This window comes from Streptomyces sp. NBC_01622 (assembly GCF_045209635.1).
Classification (GTDB): Bacteria; Actinomycetota; Actinomycetes; order Streptomycetales; family Streptomycetaceae; genus Streptomyces.
This window is the reverse complement of record NZ_CP109293.1, coordinates 4118475-4131998: the sequence shown is the minus strand read 5'-3', so window position 1 is coordinate 4131998 and position 13524 is coordinate 4118475. Positions and strand designations below refer to the sequence as shown.

Genomic DNA, 13524 nt, shown 5'->3' with positions numbered 1-13524 from the left:
TCGAACCAACCGGCCCCGTCACCCAGCCGCAGGCGCCCGGCCCCACAGCCGGAGGCAACCGCATCACCTTGTGAAGGAGAACGCCAGATGATCACCTCCCGATCCGGAGAGTCGGCCACGGGAGCCGTCCGATGAGGGTCCTGCTGATCGGAGCCAACGGCTATCTCGGCCGGTTCGTCGCCGACCGCCTGCTCGCCGACCCGGCCGTCCAGCTCACCGCGCTCGGCCGCGGCGACGACGCCGACGTCCGCTTCGACCTCGCGTCCGGCAGTCCTGGAGCACTCACCCGCTTCCTCGACGCCGTCCATCCCGGAGTCGTCGTCAACTGCGCCGGTGCCACCAGAGGCGGCGCCCGCGAACTCACCCGGCACAACACCGTCGCCGTCGCGACCGTCTGCGAGGCGCTGCGCCGCAGCGGCTGCGGAGCTCGGCTCGTGCAGATCGGCTGCGGCGCCGAGTACGGTCCCAGCCAGCTCGGTTCCTCCACGGCCGAGGACGCAGTCCCCCGCCCCGGCGGCCCGTACGGCGTCAGCAAACTCGCCGCCACCGAACTGGTCCTGGGCTCCGGTCTCGACGCCGTCGTCCTGCGCGTGTTCTCGCCCGCCGGACCGGGCACCCCGGCCGGCTCCCCGCTCGGCCGGCTCGCCGAGGCCATGCGCCGGGCCATGCAGTCCGGCGACGGTGAACTCAAGCTCGGCGGCCTCGGCGCGCAACGCGACTTCGTCGACGTACGGGACGTGGCCCGCGCCGTCCACGCCGCCTCGCTCTCCGCCGCGCAGGGCGTCATCAACATCGGCTCGGGCCGCGCGGTCCGGCTGCGCGACGCCGCCTCCGTCCTCGCCCGCGTCGCCGGATACGGCGGGGCACTGCACGAACTCGACGGCCCGCCCGGACCGCTGCGGGCCGCCATCGGCCACCCCCGCACCGACCCCGACCACGCGGCCCCGGTCGCGTACCCGTACCCGGACGGCTGCGGAAGCTGGCAGCAGGCCGATGTGCGGACCGCGCGCGACCGGCTCGGCTGGCGGCCCCGGATCAACCTGGAGGAGTCCCTCGCCGACATCTGGATGGAGGCGGCGTGCCGCATCTGACCAGCACGACCCCGGGCACCGCCAGCACCGGCGTCCGTACCGGCTTCGGCATTCCCGGCTACGCGCACCCCCTCGTCGCACCGGCCGAGTGGGGCGAACTCACCCGCCCCGGAACCCCCTTGCACTGGGTCGTCCTCAACGTCTCCTCCGGTCCGGGAGCGCGTCCCGACCCGCACTGCCTGGAAGCGGCCGGCCGGCTCCGCAACATGGGCGTCCGCGTGCTCGGCCACCTGGACGCCGCGTACGGCGCCCGTGCCTTCGGCGAGCTGATCTCCGAGGCGCACCGCTATCTCGACTGGTACCGGGCCGACGGCTTCCTCCTGGACCGCTGCCCCACCGCAGGCACGGCGCTTCCCGAGGTCCGCCGCACGGTCACCACGCTCCGCGAGATCCGCGACGGCGCTCACGTCGTCCTGGGGCACGGCACCCACCCGCACCCCGGATACGCCGAGTTCGCCGACCAGTTGGTGACCTTCTCCGGCCCGTGGAGCGACTACCGCTGGTCGCAGGTGGCCGAGTGGACCGCCGACCACCCGCCCGAACGCTTCTGCCACTTCGTGCACAGCGTCCCGCGCGGCCATCTCGACGAGGCGCTGCGCATCGCCCGTTGGCAGGGCGCCTCGACCATCTACTTCACCGACCGCACCGATCGCGGCCGCACCGACCCATGGGAGACCATGCCCGGCTACTGGGACGAGATCGTCTCGCGGATCGGAACGGGTGTCTCGGAATGAAGAAGGGCATGGCAGTGTTACGCGGAGAACAACTGTAGTGATTGACCGACCAACGGAGTCCCCGTGTCGCTGCCACCCCTGGTCGAGCCGGCTGCCGAGCTCACCGTAGACGAGGTCCGCAGGTACTCCCGCCACCTGATCATCCCCGACGTGGGCATGGACGGGCAGAAGCGGCTGAAGAACGCCAAGGTGCTCTGTGTGGGCGCCGGCGGTCTGGGCTCGCCGGCGCTGATGTACCTGGCCGCGGCGGGCGTGGGCACGCTCGGCATCGTGGAGTTCGACGAGGTCGACGAGTCGAACCTGCAGCGCCAGATCATCCACAGCCAGGCCGACATCGGCCGCTCCAAGGCGGAGTCGGCGCGCGACTCCGTGCTGGGCATCAACCCGTACGTGAACGTGGTCCTGCACGAAGAGCGGCTTGAAGCCGAGAACGTGATGGACATCTTCAGCCAGTACGACCTGATCGTCGACGGCACGGACAACTTCGCGACCCGCTACCTGGTCAACGACGCCGCCGTACTGCTGAACAAGCCGTACGTGTGGGGTTCGATCTACCGCTTCGACGGCCAGGCCTCCGTCTTCTGGTCCGAGCACGGCCCTTGCTACCGCTGCCTCTACCCGGAGCCCCCGCCCCCCGGCATGGTCCCCTCCTGCGCCGAGGGCGGCGTCCTGGGCGTGCTGTGCGCGTCCATCGGCTCCATCCAGGTCACCGAGGCGATCAAGGTCCTCACCGGTGTCGGCGACCCGCTCGTCGGACGTCTGATGATCTACGACGCCCTGGAGATGCAGTACCGCCAGGTCAAGGTCCGCAAGGACCCCAACTGCGCGGTCTGCGGCGAGAACCCGACCGTCACCGAGCTCATCGACTACGAGGCCTTCTGCGGCGTCGTCTCCGAGGAGGCTCAGCAGGCCGCCGCCGGTTCGACGATCACTCCCAAGCAGCTCAAGGAGTGGATCGACGACGGCGAGAACATCGAGATCATCGATGTCCGCGAGGTCAACGAGTACGAGATCGTCTCGATCCCCGGCGCCAAGCTGATCCCCAAGAACGAGTTCCTCATGGGCACCGCCCTGGAGACCCTCCCGCAGGACAAGAAGATCGTCCTGCACTGCAAGACGGGTGTCCGCAGCGCGGAGGTCCTCGCCGTCCTGAAGTCGGCCGGCTTCGCGGACGCGGTCCACGTCGGCGGCGGAGTGATCGGCTGGGTCAACCAGATCGAGCCCGACAAGCCGGTCTACTAGGCACACGCCCTCCCGGGAGGGGCTCGGCACGACAGGTGCCGGGCCCCTTTCCGCTGCCCTGCTCGCTCCGGCCGCCCGGGCTAGGAGGCGCAGACCTTGCCGTCCTTGGGCACCGTCCCCTTCAACAGATACGCGTCCACCGTCGAGTCGACACAGTCGCTCCCACTGCCGTACGCACCATGGCCCTCGCCCTTCCAGGTGAGCTCCACACCGACGCCCTTGCCCAGCTCGTCGACCATCTTGCGGGCGCCCTCGTACGGCGTCGCCGGGTCCCCGGTGTTGCCGACCACCAGGATCGGCGCCGCACCGGGCGCGCTGACCTCCGGGGTGTCGTACTGCCCGGCCACCGGCCAGTCGTGACACCACCCGGCCGTGTCCCAGCCCAGGAAGTCGCCGAACACGGGGGAGATCTTCTCGAACTCCGGCAGCAGCTTCTGCGTCTGCTCGGGCGTCGGCCGCTGCGTGTCGTCCAAGCACGATATGACCCGTTGTGAATGCGTCGTCGTGCCGTAGTGCCCCGCGCTGTCACGGTCGTTGTAGCCGTCGGCGAGCGCCAGCAGCTCCGAGCCGTCGCCCTTCTTGGCGGAGTCCAGGGCGCTGGTCAGCGTGGGCCAGCTCTGCTTGCTGTACAGCGGAAGGACGATGCCGGTCAGGGCGAGCGTCTGCGTCAGCTTCCGCCCCGTCGAGGTCGCCAGCGGTTTGGCGTCGATCTGCTTCAGCAGGGCCGCGATCTTCTTCGAGCCCTGCGCGGGGTCCTGTCCCGTCGACTTGAGGTAGTCGTCCAGGGCGCGCTGGAAGCCCCGGGTCTGGTTCAGGGCGTGGCCCACCGAGTCGGCGCTCGGGTCGACGACCGCGTCCAGGATCAGCCGCCCCACCTTCGTCGGGAACAAGTGGGCGTAGACACCGCCGAGTTCGGTGCCGTACGAGATGCCGAAGTAGTGCATCTTCGTGTCACCCAGGACCTGGCGCATCAGGTCCATGTCGCGGGCCGTGTCGGTCGTCGACACGTGTGCCATCAGCTTTCCTGCGGCCTTCTCACAGCCCTTGCCGAAGTCGGTGGCGTCCTGGAAGTACGCCTTCTCCTCGGCCGGTGTGTCCGGTGTGGCGTCCACGTCCTCGGCGGCCTGGATCGCCTTGTCGCTGCGGCAGCGGACGCCCTCGCTGGCGGCGACCCCGCGCGGGTCCCAGCTCACCAGGTCGTAGCGCTCGTGCAGCGCGGACACGGTGGTGGAGTACGCCGGCATGTAGTCCACGCCCGAGCCGCCGGGGCCGCCGAAGTTGAACAGCAGAGAGCCGATGCGGTCACCGCCGGTCGCCTTCGAGCGGATCAGCGCGAGCCCGATCGTGGAGCCGTCCGGTTTCGTCCAGTCCAGCGGCACCTTGAGCGTCGCGCACTGCCAGTCGCTGCTGGGCGCGGCCGAGTCGCCGGTGGCCTTGCAGCGCCCCCAGTCGAGCTTCTGCGCGGTCAGTGACACGGGCAGCGCGGCCGTGGTGGACGTGGAAGAGGACGAGTCGGCCGCGGACGGCTTGGCGTCCCCCGCGCCCGCGCCGTCCTTGCCGTCGTCCGACGAGCCGCTGCTACAGCCGGCCGTCAGCAGTGCGGCGGCGGCCATCAGGGCCGTCCACCGTACGAATCGCGCCATGTGCATTCCCCCCTCGCAGGCCGTCCGCGTCACGCCGCGGATGGCAGTCAGGCCATAGTAGGCGGCGCGAGCCGAGCCCGTGACGGCCTGTGGATAACCGTTTGACCTGCTCCTTTGCTGGGATTTCGGAGGGAGAGTCAGGAGCAGACGGTGCCGGCAGCCGGCACTTTTCCGTTCAACAGATAGCCGTTCACCGCGCCTTGCACGCACTTGTTCTTGCTGTCGTACGCCCCGTGCCCCTGGCCCTTGTACGTCAGCTCGACCGCGACGCCCTTGCCCAGCGCGTCCACCATCTTCCGCGCGCCCTCGTACGGCGTGGCCGGGTCGCCGGTGTTGCCCACGACTAGGATCGGCGCCGAACCGGCCGCACTCACGTCAGGATGGTCGGCGGCGCCCGGCACGGCCCAGTCGGTGCAGGTGACCATGCCCCAGGCCAGGAAGTCCCCGAACAGGGGGGACGCGGCCCGGAACTCGGACAGTTTCCGCTCCACGTAGTCGGTCGTGTAACGAGGCTTGTCGTCCGCGCAGTTGATGGCGACGTTCGCCGCGGTGATGTTGCTGTACTCGCCGTTCTCGCTGCGCCCGTTCATCGAGTCGGACAGAGCCATGAGGACCTTGCCGTCACCGCTGTAGGCCTGTTCGAGCCCCTCGGTGAGGTACTCCCAGAAGTCCTTGGAGTACAGCGCCTGCGCTATGCCGTTGGTCGCGGCGGTCTGGGTCAGCTGACGGGGGAAGATGCCCGGGATCGGCTTGCTGTCGAGGCTCTTGAGCAGCTTGGCGATCCGGTCCTTGACGTCCTGCGCGGTGTCGCCGATCGGGCAGTCCGTGGTCTTCGACGTGCAGTCGTCGGCGAAGTTGTCGAGCGCCAGTTGGAAGCCCTTGGCCTGTCCCAGGGAGCCCTGTTCGGAGTTCTGGGTGGGGTCGACGACCGCGTCGAAGACCGCACGGCCGACGTGCTTGGGGAACAAGTGGGCGTAGACGCCGCCGAGTTCGGTGCCGTAGGAGATGCCGAAGTAGTGCAGCTTGTCGTCGCCGAGGACATGGCGGATCAGGTCCATGTCGCGGGCCGCGTCGGTGGTGCGCACTTGGCGGAGCATCTTCTTGGAGTTCTTCTCGCAGGCCGCGTTGAACTGCTTGGTGTTGGCCAGGAGCTTGGTTCGCTCGGCCGCGTTGTCCGGTGTGGCGTCCTGCTGGAAGTACTCGTCGAGCTGGGAGTCGCTCTCGCACTTGACGCCGGCGCTGCGGCCGACTCCGCGCGGGTCGAAGCTCACCAGGTCGTAGCGGGTGCGCAGGGCCGCGTAGGCCTCGCCGAACGCGGGCAGCGTGGTGACGCCCGAGCCGCCGGGGCCGCCGAAGTTGAAGACGAGCGACCCGATCCGCTTGTTCGCGGCACCACTGGCCTTCGCCCGGATCAGCGCGAGCCCGATGGTGTCGCCCTTGGGCTTGCTCCAGTCGAGAGGCGCGTTCATGGTGGCGCACTGCCACGTGTCGCCGTTCGGCAGCGGTGACGGCGCGGCGCCGCCGCCCTCCGACTCGGACGGGGCCGGGCAGTCCTTCCAGCTCAGCTTCTGGGCCGTCGGATCCTTGTCCTTGGAGTCGCCGCCACAGCCCGCCAGCGTGGCGGACAGCAGGACGACGGTGGTGGTCAGGGCAGCGGCACGCAGCCGGGAGGGGTTCGGCATGATCCCATCCTGAGGTCGTACACGACGGGGCGCTCGGGGCACGGGCCGTACGAGGTACGCACGCGTGCGTACCCCACGTCCGTCTGCGTGCGTGCTCTACAGGGAGCCCTTGCGGGACAGGTGGTTGAAGAACAGCCAGCCCGGCAGCACCGGAATCCACAGCGTCAGCAGCCGGTACAGCAGCACCGCCGGAGCGGCGACCTCCTTGGGCAGGCCGACGGCGATCAGACCGAGCGTCAGGCTCGCCTCGACCGCGCCCACACCGCCCGGCGTGGGGGCCGCGGAACCGAGCGCGTTGCCCGCGAGGAAGACGACGGCGACGCTGGCCAGGCTGAGCGAGGTCGACTGGTCGCCGAACGCCCGGATCGACGCGTCCAGGCACATCACGAAGCAGGCCGTCAGCAGCAGCATGCCGCCGATGCCGGTGACCAGCTTCTGCGGCCGCTGCAGCACGTCGAGCATGCGCGGGATGACACCCGCGAACAGCGACCGCACGCGCGTGACGAGGAACTTCCGCAGGAACGGCACCGACGTCACCACGAGCACGAGCACCGCCACCGTCAACAGCCCGGCGATCACCGTCCTGGAGGGCGACAGCGACGGCGTCTTCTCGGTGCCGGTCAGATAGCCGAACGACAGCAGCATCAGGATGTGGCAGCCCAGCCCGAACAGCTGCGACGCGCCGACACTCGCCACCGCGAGCCCGGGCCGCACCCCGGCACGCTGCAGGAAGCGTGTGTTCAGGGCGACACCGCCGACCGCGGCCGGGGCCACGATCTTCACGAACGACCCGGCGACCTGCGCCGCCACGGTCCGCAGGAACGGCACCCGCTCCGGCACGAACCCCAGGAGGGCCATCGCCGCCGCGAAGTAGCTCAGCGCCGAGAACAGCACGGCCGCGGCCACCCAGCCCCACTGGGCGTTGGCGACGAGCGGCCCGAACTCGATGTGCGTGAGCTGCGTCAGCAGGAAGTACGCACCGATCGCACCGGCGATGAAACTGATCAGCGTGCGCGGCCGCACCCGCTCCAGACGAGCCGGCTCGACCGGCGCCTGCGGCCTGATCAACAGCACCTGGTGGCGGATCTGGGTCAGCAGATCCTCCTCGCGCGCCTCGTCCAGGGCATCGTCGATGGCCCGCTTCTCGGCCCGCTGCTCCGCCCGTACGGCCTTCTTGTCGGGCTTCTCGAGTACGGGCGCGGAGCCGCTCTCCGAGCTCGCCTCCGCGTGCGCCAGCCTGGTCTGCCGGGACGCCTCGAGGATCGCCTCGCGCTCCCGCTGGGCCCGCTCCCGGGACAGCCGGCGCAGCGTCGCGCGCGTGGAGCGCGACAGCGCGATGGGCTGGAGCATCGGCAGACAGTCGGCCACGGCGTCGGGGCCGAGGACACCGACCGCCGACGCCACCGCGCGCTCGGCGCCCACCCGCAACCCGAGCGTCGTCACCAACTGGGCGACGTCCATGCGCAGCAGCAGTTCGCCGGCCGCGATCTCACCGCCCCGCAGGTCGGTCAGGATCACCGTGCCGGAACGATCCACCAGAATCGCGTCACCGGCGAGCCTGCGGTGGGCGATGCGCCGTGACTGCAACGCCTGCACCTGGTGCCAGGTCAGGCGCAGCAGATCGTCGGTGATCTCCTCGTCCGCGAGCGAGTCGAGAGTGCGCCCGCCGGTGTGCTCGTAGACGAGCATGACAGCGTCGGGGCCGAGTTCCGAGGTCGCGATCAGCTTGGGGGCGTTGGCCCCGGCCGCAATCGCCGCGTAGGCGAGCAGAGCCTCCTGCTCCAGCGCCTGGCGCAGCGACTGGAGGCTGCTGCGGGTCGCGAAGCCCCGGAGCGTCAGATTGCGCCACGCGCGGTAGAAGAAGCCCTGGGCCTGCTGTTCCCGGTCGACCACGGTGACGTCCAGCGGCGGACCGTCCTCCAGGGTGACGAAGTAGCGTCGGCCGCGATCGCCGTTCTCGGTGTCGACGGCCTCCTCGCGGGCCGCGCCCACGGGGTGGAAGCCGACCGTCCGCAGGCCCGCCATCAGCGTCCGCCCGGTGGGACGGACGTTCGGGGAACCCACCGCGTACAGCGTCCCGTAGGCCACGGTCCAGCCGATCAGCACCGTAAGGATGATCGAGAACGGAGTCGTGTACCCGGTGACCAGCATCGAGAAGGCGTCCAGCAGCAGCACGATCCACAGCACGGAGCGCCAGCGTGGCCTCCGGGACATGCCGACGGCCGTCATGTAGGCGATGACGGGCGCCAGGTAGCCGTGCACCGGGTCGGTGAGCGCGTGGATGTCACCGGGGGAGGGCTGGGTGAGTGCCTCCTGGATGGACCCCGGGGCGGCCTTGGCGACCCACAGGTCTGTGGCGAGTGTCACCCCGTGCGCGAGGACCGCCGCGAGCACGCCGTCGGCGATGCGCAGCCCGTCCCGCTTGATCAGCCGCTCGATCGCGAAGGCGACCGGCACCAACAGGATGGCGATGCTCGACGCCAGCCCCGCGATCTTGATCAGTAGGTCGGGTGCCTGCCCGGTGCCCTTGTTGATGTCCTGTTCGAGCCCCGAGGTCGTGCCGTGCGCGAACGCGGCGATCGCGAGCAGTACGACGATCGCGAGAAAGCCCACCAGGAGGCGCATGAGATCGGAAGGACGGTGCACGCGCGCGGGGAGGAGCGGTTCGTCGCCCTCGACCTCTTCGGCATGCGTCTCGCCGTCGCAGTCCTCGAGGCCGGGCGTGGGGCTGGGCGCGGGCGTCTCGGCGGGACCCTCCGAGGGGTCCTGCTCGGGCGCGTCGGCGGTGTCCGGGCGCGACGCAGCGCCAGAGGTGCCCTCCGCGTCTTCGGGGTGCACACCCTGCTGCTTCATCGTCTCTTCTTGATCTCGTATCACCTGTCACCGCCCGCACGATGGTGGCATGCCCCACCGACACACGGGGGCATCAGGGTGCAAATGCGGGGGCGCACAGTCTGCCCCAAGCGCCGCTCCGGGGCGAGGGATACGCACAGTCGCCAGCGCGTCGCATTGTCGGTGGCGTGCGGCAGGATGGGGCGGATGAGCGAGCAGAGCCTTCCGGACGACACCGGCCCGGAGCACGCGGACGCGCTGCCCGAGTACGCGGAACGGGTCCTCGACGTCGCCGAACGCATTCCGCCCGGGCGCGTCATGACGTACGGCGACGTCGCCGAATGGCTGGAGGAGGGCGGGCCGCGCCAGGTCGGCCGGGTGATGGCCCTCTACGGAGGAGCCGTCGAATGGTGGCGGGTCGTCCGCGCGGACGGCGTGCTGCTTCCCGGCCACGAACTGGAGGCCCTCGCCCGCTACCGCGCGGAGGGCACCCCTCTGAAGGAGGCGAGCAGGGCCGCCGAGGGCCACCTGCCACGCGTCGACATGAAACGGGCGCGATGGGAGGGCGGCGAGCGCGCGGACGGTCACACCTGACAACTTCCGCCATCGGACCCGCCCCGGTGCGGCCTGTGGCCCGTACGGGGGAACCGGGGCACATCCGTGGCATGCCGTACGTTCGAGGGGCGAGGGACGCACGGGTCGTGAGAGCCGCGGGGGAAGAAGCAGAAGTCCCGCTCCCGTACGACCCGTCGGCGTAGCGTCGGCTGCACGCGTCCCCCTCACCCCGCTGCCACCGACCTCGACGCGCGGCAGCCTGCCAACCAGTACACCCACCAGGACCGGCGAACCACGTGAGCTCCTCTTCCTCCACCAGGCGCCTGTCGCACCCCCAGGTGCGACAGGGGAACCGTGGCGCTTACCGACTGATGCGTACCCCGCCGACCCGGCCGGCTCCCCCTCACCTGGACGCGCCACAGCGCTCGGTGGTTGACCACCGGGCCGGTCCACTGCTCGTCCTCGCAGGTCCCGGCACCGGTAAGACCACCACCCTCGTGGAGTCCGTCGCGGCCCGCATCGCCCGGGGAGGTGACCCCGCGCGGATCCTCGTGCTGACGTTCAGCCGCAAGGCCGCCGTCGAACTGCGCGACCGCATGGCACTGCGCATCGGCGCCGCCCGCGCGCCCCGGGCCACCACCTTCCACTCGTTCTGCTACGCCCTGGTCCGCGCCCACCAGGACAGCGAACTGTTCGTCGAGCCGCTACGGCTGCTGTCCGGCCCCGAGCAGGACGTCGCCGTACGCGAACTGCTCGCCGGCCAGCCCGACCTGGAGCGGCTCGGCCTCGCGCACATGCGCTGGCCGGACGAACTGCGGGCCTGCCTGACCACCCGCGGCTTCGCCGACGAGGTCCGCGCGGTCCTCGCCCGCAGCCGCGAACTCGGCCTGGACCCCGCGGCCCTGGACGCCTTCGCCCACCGCATCGGCCGCCCCGACTGGCGGGCAGCCGCCGCCTTCCTCGCCGAGTACCTCGACGTACTCGACCTCCAAGGAGTGCTCGACTACGCGGAACTGGTCCACCGCGCGGTGCTCCTCGCCCACCGCCCCGAGGCCGCCGAGCGGCTCGCCGCGCAGTACGACGCCGTGTTCGTGGACGAGTACCAGGACACCGACCCGGCCCAGGTGCGACTGCTGCACGCCCTCGCCGGCGGCGGCCGCACCCTCGTCGCCTTCGGCGACCCCGACCAGTCGATCTACACGTTCCGGGGAGCCGACGTGAACGGCATCCTGGACTTCCCGAGCGCCTTCCCGCGCGCGGACGGCAGCCCCGCCCCCGTAGAGGTGCTCCGGACCTCCCGCCGCTCCGGCGCCACCCTGCTGACCGCCACCCGCCTGCTGACCCAGCGCATGCCGTTGACCCGTCTCCCGGCACAGAAGGTGCGCGCCCACCGCGAGCTGTCCCCGGTGCGCGACGGTGGACGCGTCGAGGTGTACACGTACCCGACTCCCGGCACGGAGCTGGACAACATCGCCGACATCCTCCGCAGGGCACACCTGGAGGACGGCGTCCCCTGGACCGACATGGCCGTCCTGGTGCGCGCCGGCTCCCGGACGATCCCCACGGTCCGCCGCGCCCTCACGGCGGCAGGCGTTCCCCTGGACATCGACGGCGACGACCTGCCCCTGCGCCACGAGCCGGCGGTGGCCCCCCTGCTGACGGCACTGCGCGCGGTCGCCACGGCGGAGGCGTCGGCACGCCCCGAGGACGACACCGATGCCGTACGGGCCGAGGAGGGGGCCGACGACGTAGACACTGTGCCGGAAGCCGATCCCGAAGACCCGCCCGCCCCCTCCTGGCTCGACACCGAGACCGCCCTCACCCTGCTCGCCTCGCCCCTCGCCGCCATGGACGCCGCCGACCTGCGCCGCCTGGGCCGGGCGCTGCGCGAGGAGGAGCGGGCCGGGGGCAACTCCGTGCCGCCGCCCTCGGACGTGCTGCTCGCGCGGGCGCTCGCCGAGCCGGAGCGGCTGGTCGCGCACGACCCCACGTACGCGCGTGGTGCCCAGCGCCTGGGCGCGCTGCTGCGCAAGGCACGGGAGCGCCTGGCGGGCGGCGGTACGGCCGAGGAGGCGCTGTGGGATCTCTGGCAGGGCACCCCCTGGCCCGGGCGGCTGGAGCGGGCCACCCTGCGTGGCGGCGCGGCCGGGCGCAACGCGGACCGGGACCTGGACGCCGTCTGCGCGCTGTTCGCGACCGCGGCCCGCGCGGAGGAACGCACCGGGGGCCGCGGCGCCCTCAACTTCCTGGAGGAGATCGATGCCGAGGACATCGCCGCCGACACGCTCACACGGCGTGCCGTACGCCCCGACGCCGTACGCCTGATGACCGCGCACCGCTCCAAGGGCCTGGAGTGGCGGGTGGTCGTCGTGGCCGGTGTCCAGGAGGGCCTGTGGCCGGACCTGCGCCGCCGCGGCTCGCTCCTGGAGGCGGACCGCATCGGCCGCGACGGACTCGCCGAACCACTCACCCCGGGGGCCCTGCTCGCCGAGGAACGCCGCCTGTTCTACGTCGCCGCCACGCGCGCGCGCGAACGCCTCGTCGTCACCGCCGTGAAGGCACCCGCCGACGACGGCGACCAGCCGTCCCGCTTCCTCACCGAACTCGGCGTCGAGCCCAAGGACGTCACCGGCCGCCCGCGCCGCCCGCTGTCCGTCGCCGCACTGGTCGCCGAGCTGCGCGCCACGACCGTCGACCCGCGCGTGTCCGACACCCTCAGGGAAGCCGCCGCGCGGAGGCTGGCCCGGCTGGCCGCGCTCGCCGACGAAGACGGCCGCCCGCTGGTCCCGTCCGCGCACCCGTACCGCTGGTGGGGCATGTTCGAGCCGACCGAGAGCAAGGTGCCGCTGCGCGACCGCGACCAGCCCGTCGTGCTCTCCGGAAGCGCCCTCGACCAGCTCGCCAACACCTGCGCCCTGCAATGGTTCCTGGGCCGCGAGGTGAAGGCCGACGCCCCCGCGACCGCCGCCCAGGGTTTCGGGAACGTGGTGCACGTCCTCGCCGACGAGGTCGCCTCCGGACGGACCCCCGCCGACCTTGCTGTCCTCATGGAACGCCTCGACACCGTGTGGAACGCGCTCGCCTTCGACGCGCCCTGGAAGTCGGCGCAGGAGAAGGACAACGCGCGCGTGGCGCTCGAACGCTTCCTGAAGTGGCACGTCGACTCCAACAGCCTCCGCGCCGGCCGCACCCCGGTCGCCAGCGAGCACGACTTCGACGTCACCCTCGAAGCGGGCGACTACGAAGTGCGCATCCGCGGCTCCATGGACCGCGTCGAGACGGACCACGAAGGGCGCGCCTACGTCGTCGACTTCAAGACCGGCAAACAGACGCCGACCGCCCGTGAGGTGGAACGCCACCCCCAGCTCGCCGTCTACCAACTCGCCGTCCAGGAAGGCGCCGTGGACGACGCCTTCGACGGAGTGCGCCCCGAGCCGGGCGGCGCCGAACTCGTCCAGCTGCGTCAGGGCGCCGCCGTGCGGGACGGGGGCGAGACCCTGCCCAAGGTGCAGGCCCAGGAGCCCCTGGAGGGGGAGTGGGCCGGTGAGCTGCTGGCCACGGCCGCGGGGAAGGTCCTCGACGAGCGGTTCACACCGAAGACCGGCCAGCACTGCACGCACTGCGCGTTCCGTGCCTCGTGCAGCGCGCGGCCCGAGGGACGGCACGTGGTCGAGTAGCGCGCGTGACACATCGCACCACATGTGCTGACCTGCGCTTCTTCTTCCCCCGAGGGTGATTGGTCCTC

The 13524-nt window shown here is 71.3% G+C and carries 8 protein-coding genes; 5 read left to right on the top strand and 3 right to left on the bottom strand.

The window, feature by feature from the left end; genetic code table 11:
- Positions 1–131: 131 nt before the first annotated feature.
- From OH768_RS18450 to moeZ, 3 genes are all read left to right on the top strand, one after another.
- Positions 132–1091, top strand: a complete 960-nt coding sequence (locus tag OH768_RS18450; protein WP_406454959.1) for an NAD-dependent epimerase/dehydratase family protein — start codon at positions 132–134, stop codon at positions 1089–1091.
- Positions 1079–1825 (top strand): spherulation-specific family 4 protein, encoded by a 747-nt coding sequence (locus OH768_RS18445; RefSeq protein WP_406454957.1) that lies wholly within the window; start codon positions 1079–1081, stop codon positions 1823–1825. The genes OH768_RS18450 and OH768_RS18445 overlap by 13 nt, the downstream gene beginning before the upstream one ends.
- Before the next feature lie 63 nt (positions 1826–1888).
- On the top strand, positions 1889–3067 hold the full coding sequence (gene moeZ / locus OH768_RS18440; protein ID WP_019072108.1) for an adenylyltransferase/sulfurtransferase MoeZ: 1179 nt from the start codon (positions 1889–1891) through the stop codon (positions 3065–3067).
- An 80-nt stretch (positions 3068–3147) separates the two neighbouring features.
- Here moeZ and OH768_RS18435 read toward each other — a convergent pair whose 3' ends face one another.
- From OH768_RS18435 to OH768_RS18425, 3 genes are all read right to left on the bottom strand, one after another.
- The gene (locus OH768_RS18435) at positions 3148–4710 is read right to left on the bottom strand and encodes an alpha/beta hydrolase (protein ID WP_406454954.1); all 1563 of its coding nucleotides are present in this window, start codon (positions 4708–4710) and stop codon (positions 3148–3150) included.
- Positions 4711–4847: 137 nt separating this feature from the next.
- Complete coding sequence (locus OH768_RS18430; RefSeq protein WP_406454952.1) at positions 4848–6392, bottom strand: alpha/beta hydrolase; 1545 nt, start codon at positions 6390–6392, stop codon at positions 4848–4850.
- Positions 6393–6488: 96 nt separating this feature from the next.
- The gene (locus tag OH768_RS18425; protein WP_406454950.1) at positions 6489–9245 is read right to left on the bottom strand and encodes a YbhN family protein; all 2757 of its coding nucleotides are present in this window, start codon (positions 9243–9245) and stop codon (positions 6489–6491) included.
- A 186-nt stretch (positions 9246–9431) separates the two neighbouring features.
- Between OH768_RS18425 and OH768_RS18420 the strand changes: the two genes are divergently transcribed.
- A complete protein-coding gene (locus tag OH768_RS18420) occupies positions 9432–9818 on the top strand; it encodes an MGMT family protein (RefSeq protein WP_406454948.1) in 387 nt (128 codons plus the stop codon).
- A gap of 257 nt (positions 9819–10075) precedes the next feature.
- Positions 10076–13456 carry an ATP-dependent helicase gene (locus OH768_RS18415; RefSeq protein WP_406454946.1) on the top strand — a complete coding sequence of 1127 codons (3381 nt, stop codon included), beginning with the start codon at positions 10076–10078 and terminating at the stop codon, positions 13454–13456.
- The last annotated feature ends 68 nt before the right edge of the window (positions 13457–13524 follow it).